General features: G+C 71.5%; 18 protein-coding genes. 4 read left to right on the forward strand and 14 right to left on the reverse strand.

Translation table 11 applies throughout. From position 1 onward, the window contains the following. Positions 1 to 167: 167 nt before the first annotated feature. The 6 genes from ABD993_RS33075 to ABD993_RS33100 form a co-directional block, all read right to left on the reverse strand. Positions 168 to 1,496 carry an MFS transporter gene (locus ABD993_RS33075; RefSeq protein ID WP_345427020.1) on the reverse strand — a complete coding sequence of 443 codons (1,329 nt, stop codon included), beginning with the start codon at positions 1,494 to 1,496 and terminating at the stop codon, positions 168 to 170. 152 nt (positions 1,497 to 1,648) lie between these two features. After that, positions 1,649 to 3,223 (reverse strand): CocE/NonD family hydrolase, encoded by a 1,575-nt coding sequence (locus ABD993_RS33080; protein WP_345427022.1) that lies wholly within the window; start codon positions 3,221 to 3,223, stop codon positions 1,649 to 1,651. A gap of 247 nt (positions 3,224 to 3,470) precedes the next feature. Continuing rightward, on the reverse strand, positions 3,471 to 3,863 hold the full coding sequence (locus tag ABD993_RS33085) for a nuclear transport factor 2 family protein (RefSeq protein ID WP_345427024.1): 393 nt from the start codon (positions 3,861 to 3,863) through the stop codon (positions 3,471 to 3,473). A gap of 30 nt (positions 3,864 to 3,893) precedes the next feature. After that, the gene (locus tag ABD993_RS33090; protein WP_345427026.1) at positions 3,894 to 4,865 is read right to left on the reverse strand and encodes a dioxygenase family protein; all 972 of its coding nucleotides are present in this window, start codon (positions 4,863 to 4,865) and stop codon (positions 3,894 to 3,896) included. Next, positions 4,862 to 5,929 (reverse strand): maleylacetate reductase, encoded by a 1,068-nt coding sequence (locus tag ABD993_RS33095; RefSeq protein ID WP_345427028.1) that lies wholly within the window; start codon positions 5,927 to 5,929, stop codon positions 4,862 to 4,864. Before ABD993_RS33095 ends, ABD993_RS33090 begins: the two co-directional genes overlap by 4 nt. Next, positions 5,926 to 7,134, reverse strand: a complete 1,209-nt coding sequence (locus ABD993_RS33100; RefSeq protein WP_345427030.1) for an FAD-dependent monooxygenase — start codon at positions 7,132 to 7,134, stop codon at positions 5,926 to 5,928. The genes ABD993_RS33095 and ABD993_RS33100 overlap by 4 nt, the downstream gene beginning before the upstream one ends. Before the next feature lie 165 nt (positions 7,135 to 7,299). Here ABD993_RS33100 and ABD993_RS33105 point away from each other — a divergent pair, with 165 nt between their 5' ends. Then, a complete protein-coding gene (locus ABD993_RS33105; RefSeq protein ID WP_345427032.1) occupies positions 7,300 to 8,079 on the forward strand; it encodes an IclR family transcriptional regulator in 780 nt (259 codons plus the stop codon). A gap of 1,170 nt (positions 8,080 to 9,249) precedes the next feature. Here the strand turns inward: ABD993_RS33105 and ABD993_RS33110 are convergent. Beyond that, positions 9,250 to 9,870, reverse strand: coding sequence for a TetR-like C-terminal domain-containing protein (locus tag ABD993_RS33110; RefSeq protein ID WP_345427034.1), 621 nt, complete (start codon positions 9,868 to 9,870; stop codon positions 9,250 to 9,252). Positions 9,871 to 9,902: 32 nt separating this feature from the next. Between ABD993_RS33110 and ABD993_RS33115 the strand changes: the two genes are divergently transcribed. After that, the gene (locus tag ABD993_RS33115; RefSeq protein ID WP_345427035.1) at positions 9,903 to 11,186 is read left to right on the forward strand and encodes an alpha/beta hydrolase family protein; all 1,284 of its coding nucleotides are present in this window, start codon (positions 9,903 to 9,905) and stop codon (positions 11,184 to 11,186) included. A 37-nt stretch (positions 11,187 to 11,223) separates the two neighbouring features. On the opposite strand, the gene ABD993_RS33120 is transcribed toward ABD993_RS33115, so the two are convergent. The 4 genes from ABD993_RS33120 to ABD993_RS33135 are packed head-to-tail and all read right to left on the reverse strand — an operon-like array spanning position 11,224 to position 14,867. Continuing rightward, positions 11,224 to 11,949: a hypothetical protein gene (locus ABD993_RS33120; protein WP_345427036.1), complete on the reverse strand. Its 726-nt coding sequence runs from the start codon at positions 11,947 to 11,949 to the stop codon at positions 11,224 to 11,226. Continuing rightward, on the reverse strand, positions 11,946 to 12,944 hold the full coding sequence (locus ABD993_RS33125; protein WP_345427038.1) for an alcohol dehydrogenase catalytic domain-containing protein: 999 nt from the start codon (positions 12,942 to 12,944) through the stop codon (positions 11,946 to 11,948). Before ABD993_RS33125 ends, ABD993_RS33120 begins: the two co-directional genes overlap by 4 nt. A gap of 32 nt (positions 12,945 to 12,976) precedes the next feature. Next, on the reverse strand, positions 12,977 to 13,975 hold the full coding sequence (locus tag ABD993_RS33130; RefSeq protein ID WP_345427040.1) for a zinc-dependent alcohol dehydrogenase family protein: 999 nt from the start codon (positions 13,973 to 13,975) through the stop codon (positions 12,977 to 12,979). A gap of 28 nt (positions 13,976 to 14,003) precedes the next feature. Beyond that, the gene (locus ABD993_RS33135; RefSeq protein WP_345427042.1) at positions 14,004 to 14,867 is read right to left on the reverse strand and encodes an alpha/beta fold hydrolase; all 864 of its coding nucleotides are present in this window, start codon (positions 14,865 to 14,867) and stop codon (positions 14,004 to 14,006) included. A 141-nt stretch (positions 14,868 to 15,008) separates the two neighbouring features. Here ABD993_RS33135 and ABD993_RS33140 point away from each other — a divergent pair, with 141 nt between their 5' ends. Further along, a complete protein-coding gene (locus tag ABD993_RS33140; protein ID WP_345427044.1) occupies positions 15,009 to 15,608 on the forward strand; it encodes a TetR/AcrR family transcriptional regulator in 600 nt (199 codons plus the stop codon). Here the strand turns inward: ABD993_RS33140 and ABD993_RS33145 are convergent. Continuing rightward, positions 15,593 to 16,678: an NAD-dependent epimerase/dehydratase family protein gene (locus ABD993_RS33145; protein WP_345427046.1), complete on the reverse strand. Its 1,086-nt coding sequence runs from the start codon at positions 16,676 to 16,678 to the stop codon at positions 15,593 to 15,595. The two genes, ABD993_RS33140 and ABD993_RS33145, sit on opposite strands and share 16 nt — an antisense overlap. 115 nt (positions 16,679 to 16,793) lie before the next feature. Beyond that, positions 16,794 to 17,534: an RNA polymerase sigma factor gene (locus ABD993_RS33150; RefSeq protein WP_345427048.1), complete on the reverse strand. Its 741-nt coding sequence runs from the start codon at positions 17,532 to 17,534 to the stop codon at positions 16,794 to 16,796. 469 nt (positions 17,535 to 18,003) lie between these two features. Between ABD993_RS33150 and ABD993_RS33155 the strand changes: the two genes are divergently transcribed. Further along, positions 18,004 to 18,681, forward strand: coding sequence for an alpha/beta fold hydrolase (locus ABD993_RS33155; RefSeq protein WP_345427050.1), 678 nt, complete (start codon positions 18,004 to 18,006; stop codon positions 18,679 to 18,681). 26 nt (positions 18,682 to 18,707) lie between these two features. Here the strand turns inward: ABD993_RS33155 and ABD993_RS33160 are convergent, their stop codons facing one another. Continuing rightward, positions 18,708 to 19,697 (reverse strand): SGNH/GDSL hydrolase family protein, encoded by a 990-nt coding sequence (locus ABD993_RS33160; protein ID WP_345427052.1) that lies wholly within the window; start codon positions 19,695 to 19,697, stop codon positions 18,708 to 18,710. Positions 19,698 to 19,949 lie beyond the last annotated feature (252 nt).

Consider the following 19,949-nt stretch of genomic DNA (forward strand, 5'->3'; position numbering starts at 1 on the left):
AGCACGAGGCATGGCCGGAAAACTACACCAGTGTCACTCTAACTGAACGGTATTGGGGCTAGATGCTAGCTCAGGGCTGCTCGGTTCGAGATCTTCGCCGTGAGGGCTGGAGTTCCCGACGTGACACGTCGGAATGGTGCTTCGTGTACGGCGTGGTGACGCAACGGCTATCCCGCCTGGCGGGCTTCGCGGACCGCGTCGGTGGTGCGGCGCGCGACACCTGGCAGCAGCGCGACGCACACCAGGCTGACGAGGGCCATGGCCCCCACGTAGGCGGCGATCGCCGTCGTGCTGCCGCTGGCGGCGTAGATCGCCGTGGCCGCCGCCGGGGTGAGGCCACCGCCGACGACGGATCCGAGCTGGTAGGCCAGTGACGCGCCGGAGTAGCGCATGCTGGCGGGGAAGATCGTGGTGACGATGATCCCCTGGACGCCGACCATGGGGCCGAGACACACGGTCAGTGCGACCAGGGCCGCGAGAGCCCCGGCGACGGTCGCGGTGTCGAACAGCGTGAAGGCGGGGGCGATCGCGACGGCGGCCGCCCCACTGCTGACGATGAAGATGCGGTACGGGCTCACCCGGTCCGCGAACCGCCCTGCCACGACCACGGCGAGGAGGAACACGGCAGCGGCTGCGGTGATGAGCAGCAGCATCGTGCGCTGCGGGATACCGATCTGGGTGCCGTGGGAGAGCAGATAGACCGAGAAGAGATACCCGATCACCGAGGGTGCCAGCGAGACGCCGGCGCCCAGGAGGATGGTGAGGGGGTGGCGTGTGACCACGTCGAGGATCGGGAGGCGCCGGACGTTGCCGCGCACCTTCGTCGCCTCGAACTCGGGACTCTCCTCCAGCCGCATCCGGATGAACAGCGCCACGATCACCAGCAGGGAGCTGAACAGGAAGGGGATTCGCCAGCCCCAGGCGAGGAAGCGCTCGGACCCGAGCACCAGCGTGGTCAGGAGGAACACCAGGTTGGAGCCGATGATCCCGGCCGGGATGCCCATCTGGGGGAAGGAGGCGAAGAGCGCCCGCTTCCCGGCAGGCGCATGCTCGCTGGCCATCAGCACGGCGCCGCCCCATTCGCCTCCGACGCCGAGACCCTGCACCAGCCGCAGGACGATCAGGAGGATGGGCGCGGCGACCCCGATCTGGGCATAGGTCGGCAGCAGGGCGATGCAGAAGGTGCCCAGACCCATGATGAGCAGGGAGATGACGAGCGACCGCTTGCGGCCCAGGCGGTCGCCGAAGTGCCCGAAGAGGATGCCCCCGAGGGGTCGAGCGACGAACCCGGCGGCGAAGGTTCCGAAGGAGGCGATCAGCGCGGCGGTCGGAGGGAGGTTGGTGAAGAACTGCGGCCCGAACACGATCGCCGCGGCGGAGCCGTAGATGTAGAAGTCGTACCACTCGATGGCGGTGCCGATGAAGGTCGCCGCCGCGACGCGGCGGGGACTCGTTCGGTCGGTGGTGGGCCTGGCGGCCGGGAGGTGGGCGGACACGCTGGTCCTTTCGCCGGGTCCTGCCCGACGGCAGGACGGACTTCGGGAGAGGGGGAGATCCGGGCTGTGGTGCCCGTTGGAGCTGTACGGGCGCCTGGCGCGCGCCCCGGGGAGTGGAGGTCGGCCCGTGGGTCACGCGGCGCCGACCACGGTCAGTCGCGCTCGGGAGCCGGCGGGAGGACCGGCACGAGCAGGTACGAGTCGTGCTCGCCGCCGGTGTGGATCACGTGGTCGCCCTCGTTGAGGGTCTCCTCGTGGCGGGCATAGACCTTCGGCTTGGGATAGTGGTTGGCGTCGGTGCCCTGGACGACGAGACGGAGTCGCTCGCCGGGGGCGAACGTCGTCGCGGACGGCAGCACCTCGATGTCGAGGCGCGTGGGCTCGCCGGGTTTCAGGGTGAGCGCGCGGCGGTGGGCCAGCACGGGCTGGTGGGGCGTGGACCGCTCGTGGTCCAGCTCGCGGTGCGAGGCCCGGAGCCACCCCAGCGCGACCGGTCCGTCCTCGAAGTTCCCGTAGTGCGAGAAGGTGATCGGGCGCCCGCCTGCGTCGATCTTCCACAGGGACACGAAGACGTCCATGTCCTCGGTGTCGGCCGACATGTGCAGGGTCGCTGACATGTGGCCGACCAGTTCCGTGGTCTCCTCGAAGGTGAGGTCGAATACGGCGCGGTGGGCGCCGGGGCCGCTGCCGGCGCCGTCGTAGGTGACGACCCCCTCCTCCGCCGGTGTCTCCCAGCTCAGGGTCGAGCGGGTGGCGTCGAGGTGGAGGCGGCGGTAGTCGGTCCCCGGCACCGGCCACTCGCTCTCCGCGCGGACGTCACCGTCGTCGAGGCCGCGCCGGACCTCCAGCCGGACCCGGGGCCACGACGAGAGGTCGTTGTCGACCCCTTTGAGGTAGCGGTCGAAGAAGGTGCGCTGCCGCTCGACGCTCTCCGGGTCGTAGTAGTACGCCCACTTCTTGCGTCCGTGGACCTCGAGCCACTTCTCGCTGGAGGAGATCCGCTTGTAGCCCTCTAGAGTGCCGCGCGTGTGCAGGCCCTGGTCGCTCCAGCTCGCGACGACGTAGGCGGGGGTCCTGATCTTCTCGAGGAGTGCCGTCTTGCTGCGCCAGAAGTCATCGTAGAAGGGGTGCTCCGCGGTCTCGGCCTCGAGGTCCTCGATCTCGGTACGGCTCGCCCCCCAGCGGTCCCAGAGGTAGGGCCAGAACCAGCTCGACGGGATCCCCCCGTGCCGGACGACCTCGCGGTAGGTGTCGGTCCACCCCTCGTAGGGGTTGATGGCGGCCAGGTGGGGCGGGTCGAGCTCGGCGACGCGCCACTGCATCACGGTGAGGTAGGAGACCCCGGAGAGGCCCACCTTGCCGTTGCTCCAGGACTCGGTCCCCGCCCACTCGATGAGGTCGTAGAAGGCCTCCGCCTCCTCGGGGGAGCAGTAGGTGGCGCGGCCCTCGGAGTTCCACGTTCCGGGGAGATCGACGAGCACGACCGCGTACCCGTGCCGGGTCCAGTAGACAGGGTCGGGGCACTCGAAGGCGGTGTGCCGCGACGTCCACTCGTCCCTCACCCCGGAGTCGGGGAAGATCCTCTGGATGGGAAGGGGGTTGTGCTTGCCGTAGGGCATCCAGCTGAGTAGGACCGGGGCCGGCCGGTCCGAGTCCGGGCGGAAGACGTCGAGGTACACGCCGTCGCCGTACCGGGTCTCGACCCGGACGTCCCGCTCGATGATCATTCCGTCCTCGACACCGCGGACCGGGTTCGGAGCGGACCCGCCTCGCGACTCCGGCGTCATCCTGGGGGTGCGGAATCGGTACTCGACCATTGAGTTACAGCCTTCTTCTCGAATGCGTGCTTGCGGGTCTGGCGTAGTCGCGGGACTGCCGGAGAGAACGGCATCACAGTGACCGACGACATCGCTGGACCGCGTCAGCATGTTCGTTGAAAGAACATCAGAATGGACCCGCGGCCGGGCGCGGCGGCTACCGCTCCGCAGTGAGAACCGTGGGCTGGTGGGCGACCATGCGGTACCGGCCGTCGTGCGGCAGCCAGACCGTGAGGCAGCAGTTGCGCATGAGACGGCGCCCGGCGGGCGTGCTCACCTCCGCGGTCACCTCGACCCACAGCAGGTTCGCGGATCCGGCGACAACGTGCCCGTCGACCCGCGAGCGGGCGGAGTGGTACTCCAGCCGCCCGTCGGCCAACTTCGCCAGGTACCCCGACCTGGTGTCCCACACACCGCTGGTGTGCCCGTACCGCAGGTCGGGGTCGAGGAGGTCGCGGAGCGCCTCCAGGTCGCCCGCCTCCATCGCCGCGCAACGCTGCGCCTCGGCCTCTGCCACGCGGGCGCGTTCGCGGGTTCCTGCCTCGATCATGGTCGATGACCTTTCGCTGGGGTGGGGGTGTCACCGCGAGTCGGTGTCGCCGGTCAGCGGACTCGTGGGGGTCTCCGCCGGCGCGAGGACGATGTCGAAGCGCGCCCGACTCCAGGTGCCCTCGACGCGGCGGCCGTCCGGAGTCGGCGCTCCGGCCTGCTGACGGCGGAACGGCGTGATGAGGGACTGCTTGACGCCGAAGACCGAGTCCTTCCAGCCGACCGGGTCGCCCTCGGGGAAGATGTGGGTGACCAGCGTGCGCGCGTCGCGGTGGCTCGCCATGAAGTGCAGGTGGGCGGCGCGCAGCGGGGAACGGCCGACGGCCGACAACATCCGGCCCACGGGACCGTCGTCGGGGATCGGGTACGGGGTCGGGGTGAGGCACCAGAACCGGTAGCCCCCGCCGCCGTCGGTGAACAGGTGCCCGCGGGCGGCGCGTTCGGCTGCCGCGTACTGCACGTCGTACATGCCGTTCTCGTCGGCCTCCCACACCTCCACGCGCGCCCCGGCGAGCGGCATGCCGTCCGTGCCGCGGACGGTTCCCTCGACCCAGCAGGGTTCGCCCGGCGCACCGAACGCGAGGTCGCCGCCGAGGGGGACCTCGGGGCTGTCGTCGACGAAGAACGGCCCGAAGACGGTGGCCTCTGTGGCGTGTTCGTAGGCCTCGTGGTTCACGTTGACGGTCTGCATCGACACCCCGAGGGTGTCGGAGAGCAGGATGAACTCCTGGCGCACGTCGTCGGTGATGTGACCGGCCCGGGTCAGGAAGTCGATCGCCGCGCTCCATTCCGCCTCGGTCAGCCTGACCTGGCGGACGAAGGCGTGCAGGTGGGTGACGAGCGACTGCATGAGGAACCTCAGTCGCTGGTCCGGGCACGCGTCGAAGGAGGAGACCACTGCCTCGGTCAGGCGTGCCTCGACGGCCTCCTGCCGGGCGGAGGGAGCGGGTGGCGCGCCTGCCCCGGCCGGGGCGCCGGGGTCGCGAGCGAGACTGCCTGTCATGCGGGGGCTCCTTCCCAGGCCGCGCGTAGCAGCGCGGCGATGACGTCGTCGGTGATCGGCGCGGGGTTGCTCGCGGGAACGGCCGCGAGCACGGCCGGGATCGCCGCGGCGATGCCCGCCTCCGGCATGCCGTAGTCGCGCAGCGCGGTGGGCGCGCCCACGGTCGCGTACAGCGCGGCCAAGCCGGTGCCGGCGTCGGCGCAGTCGAGGGCGGCGGCGATCCGTGCCGCCGCCTGGGGCGCGTGCGGCCCGTTGAGCGCCAGCACGTGGGGCAGGACGACCGCGTGGGTCTGTGCGTGCGGCAGGGTGAACATCCCGCCGAGGACGTGACAGATCTTGTGGTGCAGTCCCGAGCCCGCCGACGCGAACGCCACCGCACCCAGGTAGGCGCCGTACAACGTCTGCTCGATCCCGTCGAGGCTGTCCGGCGGGCTGCCCGCGGGCCCGCCGCAGACCACGTTCAGGCCCGCTGCCAGGGCGCGGATCCCCTCCGCCGCGAGAACCCGATCGATCGGATCGACGCGCGGGCCCCACATCGAGTCGATGCAGTGCGCCAGCGCGTTGAGTCCGCTGGCGACCGCGGTGTCGGCGGGGAGCGAGGTCAACAGGGCGGCGTCGTAGACGATCGAGCGGGGCAGGACCGTCTCGTCGGTGCCCGTGGTCTTGGTCGCCCCGTCGGTCAGGCCCCACACGTCGGTCGCCTCCGAGCCGGCGTATGTCGTCGGCACCGCGACGATCGGCAGACCGGTGGCTCTCGCCACCGCCTTTCCGAGCCCGGTGGTGGAGCCGCCGCCGACGGTGACCACGGCGTCGGCGTCGCTGTGAGCCGCAGCCGCGATCGCCCGCGTGGCGACGTCGGTGGGGACGTGCATCACGACCTCCTCGTGACGCAGCACCACGGGCAGCTTCGCGGCGATCGGGTCGGCCTGCGGCGCCTCACGCTTCGACGCGATCAGCATGACGCGGTCGGCACCGAGAGAGTGGACCTCCGCCACCGTCGCCTCGGGCGAGGAGCCCGGTGCGAAGACGACGCGCTGCCTCAGGTTCTCGTGGGTGAACCTCACGACGCGGGCAACCTCTCGGCGAGAACCGACTCGAGGTCGTAGTCGTAGATCCACCCGTTGGCGAGCAACGGGTCCTCCTCGGAGAAGCAGCGGTCACGCGCCTGCTGCTCGGGACCGTCGGGAAGGTGGTTGATCTCGGCCCGCCCGTGGCTCGCCTCCTGCAGCCGCGCCGTGCGGGGTATCCGGAGACCCTCGTACCGGCGCAGCGCCGCGGACGGGTCGGCCAGGCCGTCGGCCAGGCAGCCGGCCAGCACGGCCGCGTCCTCGATCGCCTGCGCGGCCCCCTGCGCGAAGAACGGGAACATCGGGTGGGCGGCGTCGCCCAGCAGCGTCACCCCCTCCTCCGACCACTGCGGCAGGGGCTCACGGTCCAGGAGCGCCCAGCGGCCCGGGACGCCTGCGGAGCGCACGAGGTCGGTCAGTCGCGGGTCCCAGCCCCCGAACTCCGCGAGCAGCTCGTCCGTCGTCGCCATCGCGGTCCACGACTCGGTGGCGTCGTCGCCGGCGGGGGCGAAGGCGACGAGGTTGACCGACGCGCCGCCGGAGACGGGGTAGTGCACGAGGTGGCGGTCGGGACCGATCCACAGCGTCTGGGCGGGGCGTCGCGCGAACTCCGGCGCCCGGTCCGCGGGCACCAGGGCCCTGAACGCGCAGATGCCGGAGTCCGTCGCCCGCGAGACGCCGAAGAGGGCGTTGCGAACGGTCGAGTGGACCCCGTCGGCGCCGATGACCACGTCCGCCTCGACCGGGGGCCTGCCATCGAACTCGAGCCGGGTGAGCTCGCCGACGCGCGTGAGCCCGACACACCTGTGGCCCAGGACGACGGCCTCGGCCGGGACCTGCGCCTGGATCGCGGCCAGCAGGTCCGCTCGGTGGACCGTGTAGGTGTGCTCGCCGTAGAGCCGCTCGCACGTGGTGCCGAGTTCCTCCGCGGACAGCACCCGGCCGTCCTGCCATCGTCGGAACTCCCAGCCGGTCTCGAGCCGGACCGCGCGGTCGCGCAACCCCTCGAGCACGCCGATCCGGCGGAGCACGCGTGCCGCGTTGGGTGCCACCACCAGGCCGGCACCGACCTCGGCCACCCGCTCGGCCTGCTCGTACACGGTGACGTCGAGCCCTCGTCGCCGGAGGCAGACCGCAGTCGCTAGACCGCCGATCCCGCCCCCCAGGACGGCGATCCTCGGGGTTTCGGCGGTGCGCGTCATGTGAGGGCTCCTCGTGCGGCTTGGGTGCGCCTGCGGCTCGGCCGGCGACAGGTTGTCTCGATGTCGGCAGCTTGACGCGGCGGAGTAGGGTCCGACGAGCGATGTGTCATTCAACGAACATCGAGCGGCCCGTAGTCGTTCGACACGGCGAGGGGGCCGGCCTGCGTGCCCAGAACTAGCGAACCCGGACGCACGGTCGGTTCACGCCTGCTGGAACTGCTCTTCGCCTTCACCCCCGACGCCCCGGTGCTGAGCCTCGCGGAGCTGTCGCGACGGACGGGCCTGCCCCACCCCACCGCCCGTCGGCTGGTGCTCGAACTGGTGAGCACGGGCGCGCTCGATCGGCGTCCGGACGGACGGTTCGTAGTCGGTCTTCGGCTGTGGCAGCTGGGAACCCTCGCCCCTCTCACGGAGTCGCTGCGCACGATGGCCAGGCCGTTCATGGAGGACCTCTACACGGCCCTGAACCAGCACGTGCAGCTCGCCATCGTCGAGGGGCGCGAGGCGGTGATCCTCGAGCGGATGTCCGCCCCGCAGGCGGTCGGACTCGTGTCGCAGGTCGGCGGGCGGCTCCCGCTGCACTGCTCCGGGGTGGGCCAGGTACTGCTGAGCCACGCGAGCGGGTCGCTGTTCGACGAGGTGCTCGAGGGCCCGCTGCCCAAGCACACGACTCGGACCGTGACCGACCCGAGGTCGCTGCGCAGGGCACTGGCAGCGTGCCGCAAGTCGGGCTACGCCATCGTCCGGGGCGAGCTCACCGACGACGCGGACTCGGTCGCGACTCGGGTCATGGACAAGGAGGGTCGGGTCGTGGCCGCCCTGTCGGTGGTGTTCCGCGCAGGCTCGGCGCGGCCGTCCGTCGTTCTCCCCTCCGTCATCACGAGCGGGCTCGGCCTCTCGCGTCGGCTCGGGTGGCGCCCCGGAGTACCCATACGCACCTCGTGAGCCGATCGGCCGGAGGTCGAAGCCCTCCAGCCCGCACGAGGTCGCCCCGGCGGCGGGCATCGGCGGGCCGCAGGCTCCGGCACCGACCAGCACCGCCACCTGGCAGATCAGCGACGGCCCGGTCGCGATGTTCCACTGAGCGGCGATCATCGACGTGTCGGTGCCCTGGCGTTGATCTGTCGGCCTCCGGGCGACACCGCCGCTGGGGGCGCACCGAGCGGGCGGTGGCCTCATAGAGCCTGGTCGCAGCAGGTCCTCGCTGCGCGTCGGTACGGGCAGGGTCGACCAGCCTTGCGAGGCCCATCAGGCGGCCGCCTCGGCACCCGACGACGAGCACCGGACCACGATGCCGGTCGCTCCCATCGCGAATCGGTCGACCCTCGCGTCACCCTGCTCCAGGAAGGAACGACCGCCCGATGCCGCTCGGCTCGACAACCAGGCGTGCGCGCCGGGCGAGCAGCGGCCGAGCTCGGTGTCGACCCGGTGGTCGACTTCATCTCCGGGATCGCGCGCGTCCCGAACGGGTCCGCGCGGTCGTCGGCGATCCCGGCATCGTCGAGCAGCTCTCGGGCGATCACCGCCCACTGCTCGTCCGCCAACCTCGCATCCGTCGCCGTGAGCCGGACCGAGCAATGCACACGTAACCCCGCCCGGCGTCCGATCACCCGCGGATTGCGGTGCACCTCCGCGATCCCCGGGCCCATCAAGTAGGCCAACACCCCCGCCGGACGCCAGCCGTGCACGACCTTGTGATCACCTGGATCGGCACAGCTCGATCATCAACGCCGACGCCGCCTCATCGATGGGGTCGACATAGGTCTCGCCCGCTGGCGCGACCCCGCACGTCCGCGGGCTGCACGAAGACCGCCACGATGCCGCTGCCCACGATTTCCACCCAGGCAAAGGTCGAGACCCACCTGCGGCGGCACGTGGACAGCCATTTCGGGGATCGCCGCCTAGCTTCGATCCGTCCGAGTGAGATCCAGGCATGGGTGACTCAGCTGTCGCGCACGCTGGCACCGGCGACGGTTCACGTGATCCACGGAATCTTGGCGGCGATCTTCAAGGCCGCCCTCCGGGATCGTCTCGTGAGCACCTCGCCATGCGAGGGGACAAAGCTGCTGCGCAAGTTGCCGAGAGAGGTCGTCCCGGGCGGCAACGGGAAATGGCCTATGCCGGGCAGTGCCCACCCAGCGAGCGGACGATGTGGTCGAGCAGCCGCTCGACGTAGTCCTCCTGGTTGGGCAACTGGACCACCGCGACCCGCCAGTAGAGGGGCCCGGCCAAGAGGTCGAGTCCGACTTCGAGGTCGAAGTCTTTCGGGAGCTCGCCGCGGTCGGCTGCCCGGCGCAGGAGCTGCGCGGCGTTGTGGCGCCGCGGTTCGCGGACGGACTCCGCGAACGCTTCGGCCAGCTCCGCGTCGCGCATCGTTTCGGCCAGGAGGTCGGGCACGATGCGGCGGGCCTGGGGGTGGCTGAGGGCGTCGATCGCGTCCTGGAGGAACGCGCGGAGGTCGCCCCGCAGGGTGCCGGTGTCGGTGACCGTGATCGCCCGCGTCGCCACCTGGGAAACGAGGGCCACGGCCATGTCGCGCTTGGCGGGCCATCGGCGGTAGATGGCCGCCTTGCCCGCGCCGGCGCGTTTGGCCACCGCTTCGAGCGACAGCCTTCCGTAGCCGACGGCGGCGAGCTCCGCGAAGAAGGCCTCCGTCAGCGCGGCGGTGACGTCGTCCTGCAGGACCGGCCCGCCGGGTGCGCGCCGCCGGGCGCCGGGGGGAACGGGGTCGCTCATCGGCCGACGCTAGCACGAGACGGAACGGTTGCGTGTCGAGCACTCGGCCGATAGCGTCTTGTCGAGACGGTACAGGGCCGTATCGACAAATCCCGGAGGTCGCCGTGCGCTTCTTGTTCGACAACGAGTCCTTCTCCTTCGAGACCCTGCGCGCCGCCGGGTTCGCCAACTACGGCGGATCCGATCTCGGCGAGGTCCTGGCCACCGCGGCGAGGATCGCCGACGGTGACGAAGCCGCCTGGCACGCGGAGTGGAAGAAGACCGCCGAGCGTGCCGAGGTGATCGGCGAGCGTTCCCTGGCCGAAGGGCATCGCGTGAGCGCGCGGGAGGCGCTGCTGCGGGCGTCGAACTACTACCGCACCGCGGAGTTCTTCCTCCGCGAGCACCCCGCCGACGACCCGGAGGTGACGGAACTTTCCACGCGTTCCCGCGACACGTTCGTCCGCGCGACCGCGTTGTTCGACACACCGGTCGACGCTGTGGAAATCCCCTATGAGGACACCACCTTGCCGGGTTATCTGTTCCTGGTTGACGATTCGGGCGCGGCCCGGCCCACCGTCGTCTACACCAGCGGGTACGACTCCACGCTGGAGGAGTCGTACTTCGCCGTGGCTGCGGCCGCGCTGCGCCGGGGCTACAACGTCCTCGCCTACGACGGCCCCGGGCAGGGCGCGGTGCTGCGGCGGCAGGGGATCGTGTTCCGGCCCGACTGGGAAGCAGTGGTCACCCCGGTGCTCGACTACGCGCTCGGGCGACCGGAGATCGCCGACGACCGGGTCGCCTTGTTCGGCTACAGCCTGGGTGGCTACCTGGTCGCCCGGGCCGCCGCGTTCGACGACCGGATCGCCGCGCTGATCCTCGACGACGGCATCCACGACTTCCACGCCGCCTTCGCCAAGGCTGTTCCGCCGTTCCTCGGGGATTGGCTGCACGAGAAGCGTGACGACGTCGCCGTTCCGGTGCTGACCCTGCTGACCGGGGTCAGCACTCAGCTGCGCTGGGCCTTGCACAACGGCGTGTGGGCGATGGGCGCGGCCTCCTTCGGTGATCTGATCCGCGGCACCCGTGACTACACCCTGAGCGGGATCGCCGACCGGATCACGGCCCCGACGCTGGTCATGGACGCCGACCAGGACCACTTTCTGCAGGGCCAGCCGCAGCTGGTGCGGGACGCCCTGGTCAACGCCCCCACGACGCTGGTCACCCTGAGCGACACCGAAGGCGCCGGCGAACACTGCCACATGGGTGCCATGTTCCGCGCCCACCAGACGATGTTCGACTGGCTGGACACCACCCTCGGCACCGTCCGCGGGTGACCGGCCGGGGACGGCCCACCGGCCGTCCCCGGGCCCGTCACGCGAACTTGATCTCGTCGAGGTCGATGGAGACGATGACGGTCTCCTCGACCGCGTGGCCGTCCGGGCCGACGGGGTGGATCCGCCGCCGGGTCGGCACGACGATGCCCTGGACTTCTTCGTGCCCGTCGATGTAGTGCGCGGCCGGCGCGGCGTCCGGACCGAGTACCTCGGACACGTAGTCGTGCCGGCGGATCAGCCCGCTTTCCTCGACGTAGTAGAGGTTGTCCTCGCTGTGCACCGCGAGGCCGTCGGGGAACCGCACTTTGAGCCGCCGCCAGGTGTGGTCGTCCTCCTGCCACGCGCCGAGTTCCTCGACCCGGGTTCCCGGCCAGGTGAAAGAGAACGGCTCGGTCAGGTAGGTCCACATCGCGTACCCGTTGAAGTACGCCAGCTGCAGCCGGTCCCACGGCGTCGTGAGGTCGTGCCCGTCGAAGCTCCGCCGCGGCTGGCTGCGCTCTTCGAGGACCACCCCGGCTTCGGTTTCGAGGGCGACGCGCCCGGCGGTGACCGAGCTGCGCACCCCCGGCGCCCCGAAGGGCGACGTGCTGGCGAACTGGCGGTGGAGGTCCACCCGCGTCACGACGTCGTCGAGCACGCCTTCCTGGTTCTTGAGGGCCCACAGACCGCCCCCGCCACGCACGCGGGCGCTGAGCGACGTGAGCTCGTTCCACCGGTCCAGTCCGCCGTACGCGGCGAGCACCCGGTTCAGCAAATCGGTCATCGGGACCGCACGTCCAGCACCACGCGGAACCGGGCCTGCCCGGACATCATGCGCTCGAAGGCCTTCGGGGCCTCGGCCAGGGGGAGGACCTCGTTCCGGGAACGGATGCCCTGCCGCAGGCTGAAGACGAGGTTGTCCTCGTTCTCGACGGACGTCCCGGTCAGGCTGCCGGCGATCGTCCGGGTGCCGAAGATGAGATCGGTCGAGCTGACCGGGATCGGCTCCGAGCCTGCGCCCACGACGATCATCCGGCCCCGCGGTGCCAGTCCGGCGACCAGTGGCCCCACGGAGGGGCTGTCGGCCGCGGTGGCGATGATCGCGGCCGCGGCACCGAGCTCGCGCAACGCCGCCGCGGCGTCCTCGGCGGTGGCGTCGATGTAGTGGTCGGCGCCCAGTTCCGCGGCGAGCTCGGCCTTGGCGGTGCCCCGCGCGATCGCGGCCACCCGGAACCCGAGCTTGCTCGCGTGCTGGACGGCCAGGTGACCGAGGCCGCCGATGCCGTGCACGGCGACCAGCGCGCCGGGCCGGGCGTCGCTCTGCAGCAGGGCCTTGAACACCGTCAGCCCGGCACACAGCAGGGGCGCCGCGTCGACCGGGTCGAGGCCGTCGGGGATGCGGACGAGCCCGCTGGCCCTGGCGAACGCGACTTCGGCGTAGCCACCGTCCACAGTGGTCCCGGTGAGCGGCTGGGCGGCGCAGTTGACGAAATCGCCGCGCCGGCAGGATTCGCACTCACCGCAGTGGCCGTTCAGGAATCCGACTCCCACGCGGTCGCCGGGGTGCCAGGCGGTCACGCCGGCTCCGACGGCGTCGATCACCCCGACGATCTCGTGCCCGGGCACGATAGGCGACGCCGCGTCCGGCCGCAGCAGACCGCCGACGGCCAGGGCGTCGCTGTGGCACACGCCGCAGGCCTCGACCCGGATCCGGACCTGGCCGGGCAGCGGCTCGGTCAAATCTCGTTCGACGAAGGCGAAGTCGCCGGTTCCCGTCACTTCGTAAGCACGGTAAGCAGACACGTCGTTCCTCAAGCTTTCTCGTTGTCGAAGGTGAACAGCACTTTTCCGGCGCGGTCGGGTGCGGCGTCGCGGGCGAACGCCTCTTCGTGGCGCTCGAGCGGATGGGTGGAGTCGACCGGCACCGTGAGGACACCGCGGGCGATGAGGTCGACGATCTCGCCGACGGCCTTGGCGACCTCGGCGCGGGGAGCGTGCCGGAACCAGTTGGTGACCCACAGCCCGCGCACGGCGAGTTCGCCGAACACCAGGGGACCCAAGGGAACTGACGGTGGTTCCCCGGTGAGGGACGCGTAGCCGACGATCGTGCCACCGAACTCCAGCGCGGTCACGAGCGCGGCCGGGGCCGTCCCGCCCGCACCGTCGAACACCAGGCGCAGCTCGCTGCCGCCGAGCGCCGCGGCGACGCGATCGGCGAGGTCCGGCCCGTCGAGCAGGACCAGGTCGGCGCCCGCGGCCCGGGCCTGCTCGGCCGCTTTCTCGCTGCGCACGACGCTGAGCGTGCGCACGCCCGCACTCTTCGCCAGGGTGCTCACGCAGCGGGCGACCGCGGAGTTGCCCAACGTCTGCCCGACCCAGTCGCCGGGTGCGAGGTCGGCGAAGCGGGTGAGCATGACCTGGGCGGCGATGGGGTTGATCCCCGCCATCGCCAGCTGCAGCGCGTCGACGTCGTCCGGCACGGTGACCACGTTGCGGGCGGGGACGACGACCGTGTCCGCCCACACGCCCTGGTCGCAGCTGCCGAGGACGTGTACCCGCCGGCCCGTCAGCGCCGGGTCGGCGTCCGGGCCACCCCGGACGACACGACCGATTCCTTCGGCGCCGAGCGCGCTGGGCAGCCGGGGCCGGACGGCGTAGACGTCGTGGGCGAAGAGGTGGTCGACGGGGTTGATCGGTGCGGCTTCCATGCGGAGCAGCACGTCTTCGTCGCCCACGACGACTTCCGTGTCGGGTGCCAGGCGCGTGTTCGCGGCGAGCTCGCCGACGCCGGTCAGGATGAGCCGGCTCATCGTGGTTCTCCTTGTCGGTCGGGAGTGTTCAACCGAGGAAGCCGTTGACCTCGGCGGCGAACTCGGCCGGGTACTGGAAGAGGAAGCCGTGGCCGGCGCCCGGGTAGATCGAGAGCCGGGCGTTCGGCAGGTGCCGGGCCAGCAGCCCGGAGTTCGGCGTCGGCACCATGACGTCGTTGTCTCCGTTGGCGACGAGGACGGGCTGGGTGATACCGGCCAGCCGGTTCAGCCGCACCGGGTCGGGGACACCCCACGCCGTGATGGCGTCGAGCTGGGCGTCCCGGGTGGCCAGGCTCACCGGCTGGTCCCGGTCGGCGTCGCGGGCGAAGATGCGCTCGACGAATTCCCACCCCTTCGCGACGCTCGACGGCGTGCGTTCGAAGAACAGGTGAAGCAGGTCCTCGCCGGTCGGCTCGTCCCGGGTGGCGGACGCGTGCACCTCTGCGGTGAAGCCGTGCATGCCCTGCCCGCCTTCCGGGCCGGTCCCGGCGAGGACCAGCCGGCGCACGAGCCGCGGCCGGACGAGCGTCAGTTCCTGCGCGACGAACCCGCCGAGGGAGAACCCGAGGACGTCGACCTGCCGGAGCCCGGCGGCGTCGGCGAACGCCAGCGCGTCGTGCGCCATCGCCGCGACCGTGCGCGGAGTCGTGCCGCTCGAGCCACCGACGCCCGCGTTGTCGAGCAGGACGACTTCGCGCTCGGCCGCGACGGCGTCGACGAGGGCGGGATCCCAGTTGTCGAGGTTGCCCCGGAAGTGCTGCAGGAACAGCACCGGCGGCACAGCGCACCCGGTGTTGCCGAAGCGGCGGTAGGCGTAAGTGGTTCCGCCGGCCGCTTCGAGCGTCAGGTTCGGAGCGGTGAGCTGGGTGGGTGTGGCTGGGGGCGCGGACATCGTGCTGCCTCTCGTCGGAGGGCCTCCCGTAACGGAGCCATTTAGATTATGGACACAATCTAAACACGGGCGCAAGATAGATGACGGACATCATCGAACGACGTACGATCAAGGGACTCAAGGCGATGGGAGACGAGCGGAATGGGACGTGTTTCGCGCGCACAGGCCGACGCGAACCGGGCGGCGGTCGTCGAGGCGGCCTCCCGGATGGCACGCGAGCGCGGGATGGCGCAGGTCAGCGTGCCTGAGGTGATGGGAGCGGTCGGCCTCACCCACGGCGGGTTCTACCGGCAGTTCGAATCGAAGGACGACCTGTTCGCCGCCGCCTGCGCCGCCGCCTTCGACGAGCAGGACACGCTCCTCGACGGCTTCCTGGCCGGCGGTGTGGACAAGGCCGAGGCCCACGCGAACTACGTGACGGAGTACCTGTCCGAGCAGAACCGGGACGACCCCGGCCACGGCTGCGCCACGACCGCGTTCGGCGCCGACGTCGCCCGCTCCGCTCCGGACAGCCCGGTCCGTGCCTGCTACCGCGAAGGCGTCACCAGCTCACTGGAACGCCTGGCCCGGCTCGGCGACCGTCCGGCCGACGAGGAGGCGCGGGAGCGCGAAGTCCTGGTCGAACTCGCGGCGATGGTCGGCGCCCTCTCGATCGCCAGGGCCACCCGCGGTGACCCCCTGTCCGAGCGCATGCTCGCGGCGGTGCGCGAGCACCTGATCGGCGATCAGCCTTCCGCCTGACCACCGTTCGCGCCGAATCCCGCGTAGGAGCCGGATTCCACGTCTTCGAGGATGTCGTGGCGCTGCGGCGACCAGTCCAGCAGCCGCCGCGTCGCCTCCGCCGACAGCCGCTTGCCCAGGCTCACACTGAGACCCGCGCCGGCGCCCGCCGGCGGCGGGAACACAGCCTGGAGCCGGCGCGCGAGGCCCGTGGGCATGCGGCGGGTGAGCCCGAATCCGGTCGCCGAGAGCCCGGTCATCCCGAGCATCCGCGCCAGGCCGACCCCCTCGGTCCGGCCGGCGGCCCCGATCATCCGGCTCGCCGCGGCCGCGAGTTCGCGCAGCGTCACCTCCCCGGCGACGCCGTGCAAAACCGTTCCGGCGGGGGCACTTTCGACCGCGAGGCGATACAGCTCGGCGAGGTCGTCGATGTGCACGTAACCCTGGATCGTCGCGCCGGCGCCCAGGTGCACGCCGTGGCCGTGCGCCCGGGCCAGCGAGATGAGTGTCGGAACATCGAAACTCCCGCCGTGGCCATAGACCAGCCCCGGTCGCACGACGATGCCCTGGACGCCGGCGGCGGTGAGGACCAGGCGCTCGGTTTCGACACGGGCTTTCATCGCGGCCCCGAAGCCGAGCGCCAGCACGGGATGCACCTTGGCCGAAGCCGGCGCGAACACCTCCGGCGGCAGCGGGAGGACCGCGCGTTCGTCGTGGACGGTTTCCGTGGCCTCCCCGCCGCTGAACGTGCCGAACACCGCCGAGCCGCTGGTGAAGACCAGCTTCCTCCGGTCGTCACCCAGTGCGTCTCGGAGGGCGCTGACGGCATCACGGTCCTTCGCGAACGTGCTCGCGTCGTTGCCCAGGCTGGCGGTGCTGACCACAGCGTCCGGGTCGGCGGCCCGGACGGCGTCGGACAAGCCGGCGGGATCGCCGAAGTCGCCCGCGACCGGGACCACGCCACGGTCGCGCAGGGCGGTCGCGGAGCGCTCGGACCGGGCCAGCCCCAGCACCTCGTGTCCGTGGTCGCGCAGAACCCGGGCGACCGCGCCGCCGATGTAGCCGGTCGCGCCGCTGACCAAGATCCTCATCGGGCCACTCCCCTGTCTCGACGACGCCGTAGGCGATCCGCCAATAGACGAGACGTCACCGTATCGTCTCGTTTACGAGGTGCGCAACCCGTACGGGCGACGGCCCGTGTGCTCGTCAGTTCGCCGGGAAGAACAGGCGCAGGCGGTCGACTCGACCTTCGTCGTGCGACATCAGCCACACCACGGCCGGCGGGCAGTGCCGCGGATCGTGCGACGGGCTGACCATCGCCATTTCCCAGACGGTGAAGTCGCGGCTGGTGATGGCGTTGACCAGGTGCCGGCGCACGCCGTAGGCCAGGTCCGCTTCCATGCCCGCCACGGCCATGCCCGGCCCGCCCTGGAAACCCTGACCGCTGGTCATGCGCAGGTCCGGTGCCCAGCGGTCGGCGACGACGCCGGCGAACTCGCCCCGCCGGGCGGCGGCCACTGCGTCGGTCGCCTCTCGCGCGCTGGCGGCGTTGCGCGCGTCGGCGTCGTCATACGCCCGGTCGGTGGTGGACAGCAGTGCTTCGGACAGCTTGGTCCGCGCCTGGTTCAGCCGGCTGCGCACCGTGCCCACCGGAAGCCGGCAGGCGGCGGCGATCTGCTCGTACGACGTGACGTCGCTGAAGTGGCGCAACAGGACCACCTCCCGCAACGCCCGGGACAGGCTGTCGGTCGCGTGGCAGATCCAGTCACGTGACACGTGATCTTCGAGAACGCGTTCCGGGGTCGCGAGATCGGCAGGCGGCCTCGGGTCCGCGACCGGCACGACCCGGCGAGCGGCGCGCAGGCGCATGAGGCATGCGTTGCGGACGATCTCCCGCAGCCACGGGCCCGCCGCGGCCGGGTCGCGCAGGGTGCCGATCCGCCGCACGTCTGCAGCGCGGCGTCCTGCAGCGCGTCCTCGGCGTCCGGGCCGTAGCCCAGGATGCTCAGCGCCACCGCGCGCAGGTCGGCCTGATGCCGGGCGAGCAACGTCCCGAGGGCGCTCACGCTGCCGGCCCGGGCGCTGCGCCAGCTCGATGTCGATGGGGGTCACCAGATCATTCTTCCCGGTCTCGACGCGAGCTCCGCGGTGTGACGCACGCCATGCCGGCCGGATCGAACTTTCCTTCCCCGAGGCCATCGTGCCGGTGTCCCAGCACCCTGCGATCGGAGAAGTCCCATGGACATCGGCACCCACACCGTCGAGCTCGACGGCATCCTTCAGCGCTACCACGTGCACGGCCGCGGGCCGGTGTGCGTCGCCGTTCCCGGCGGCCCCGGCGTGGACTGGGCGTACCTCCGGATGCCCGCGCTCGAAGACCACCTGACCATGGTCTACGTCGAGCCGATCGGCACCGGTGGCTCAGGGCGGCTGGCGTCCCACCCGCACGGGTACACCCGCGACCGGTACGCCCGCGCCGTGCTCTCGCTGCTGGACCACCTCGGCCTGGCCACGGCCCACCTCCTCGGCCATTCCCCACGGCGGGTTCGTCGCGCAGTACTTCGCGCTGCACCACCCCGGCCGGGTCGCCGGGGTGGTGTTGTACGAAAGTGCCCCGGTCACCGGGCCGGAGCACGGCGCCGAAGCCCAGCGCACCGTCGCGGAGTTCGCCCGCCGCAACGCCGGCCGGCCCGGACTGCCCGCCCTGCAGGCGACCGCGTCCATCTCGAACGACGACGAAATGACCGCCGCGCTGCGCGGCCTGATGCCGGCGTACTTCGCCGACTACTGGGGCCGGGAGGCGGAGTTCGCGCCCCTGAGGGCGGCCGTGCGTGGCACGCACATCTCCGGACTGGATGCGCAGCTCGTACCGGACACGATCGACGACCGGGCAGCGTTGGGTGCGCTGACTGTGCCCGCGCTGGTGGTCGTCGGCCGGTTCGACGTGATCTGCGGAGTCCGCTGGGCGCACGAGCTGGCCGACCTGATCCCCGCGTCCAGCCTCGTCGTGCTGGAGCACAGCGGTCACTTCGGCCACCTCGAAGAACCCGACCTGTTCGGCAAGGCGGTGGTGGACTTCGTAACCGGCGGCTGAGGCGGGCGAGGGCCTTCTCGGCCGGCTCAGCTGAACAGCGACAGGTCGACGGAATCGGCAAGGGCCCGATAACCCGCGTCGCTGCCGTGCAGGTGATCGCCGGCGTGGAAGTCGTCCCTGATCCGGCCGGGGTGGGCCGCGTCGCGCCAGACGGTATCGAAATCGAGCACGGCGTCGAAGGCGCCGCCGGTGCGGATCCACTCGTTGACCGTCTGGCGCGCGTTCTCGCCTGCCGGTGTGTACAGCTCCGAGCCCTCGAAGGGCGCGATGGTGGTGCCGTAGACCCGGACGCCGCGTTCGCGCGCCCGGGCGATCAGTTGCCGGTGGCCGGCGATGACATCGTCCGTCGTCACCGGCGCGCCGGGGAACATCTTCAGGAAGTCGGCGAGGGAACCGTCGTCGCGCGGGGCGAAGGAGATGGCGATGTCGTTCGCGCCGATGGACAGCACCACGCAGCCGAGGCCGGGCGTCGCCAGCACGTCCCGGTCGAAGCGGGCCAGGGCGGCAGCACCGATGCCGTCGTTCAGCATCCGGTTGCCGCTGATGCCCTGGTTGACGACGTACCCGGTTTCGAGCCGCTCGGCCAGCAGTTCCGGCCAGCTGTGGTGGGTGTCCGGGGTCGAACCGGCGCCGTCGGTGCGGGAGTCGCCGAGCACCACGATGGCCTTCGCCGGGGCGTCGGGGACTGATTCGACGGCGGAGATCAGGGCCCGCACCGGCAGGTCCCCGGCGTTCTCCGGCAGCGTGGGGGCGGCGACAGCGTCGCCCGGGATCGTCCAGCCGGTGTCCAGGGCGGGATCGTGGCAGGTGCAGGTCTCCACGCGCTCGGGCAGGTAGAGGCTGATGGACAGCTCGGCGAGCGCGGGCAGGGACATGTCGACCGGATCGCTGAGGACGGGCGCGCCGGCCGGGACGGTGACGGCCGTGGCGCCGGAGAAGGTCAGCACGCGCTCGCTGCCGGCCCGCACCGCACCGCCGGGGGCCGCGAGAGCCAGCTGTGCCGCGCCGATGGTCAAGGGCCCGGTCCCGAACTCGTTGGTGAAGCGGATCCGCACCCGGCGCCCGCCGCCGCCGACGCGGACCACTTGCCGGAGGGTCACGTCGGCGAGGGGCGGATGGTCGTCGAGCGAGCCGAGCCCGTCGTGGGCGGCCTGGGGCGAAGCGCCCCAGCTCCGGATCCAGCTGCATGCGTTGTCCGTCTCGGTCATCGGTTCCTCCGTGGTTCGTGGTGGTCGTGGCGCAAGGCTGCGGCGGGCCGCTCACACGGG

Origin of the sequence: Pseudonocardia xishanensis, from assembly GCF_039541715.1 — a bacterium.
GTDB classification, from domain to species: Bacteria; Actinomycetota; Actinomycetes; order Mycobacteriales; family Pseudonocardiaceae; genus Pseudonocardia; species Pseudonocardia xishanensis.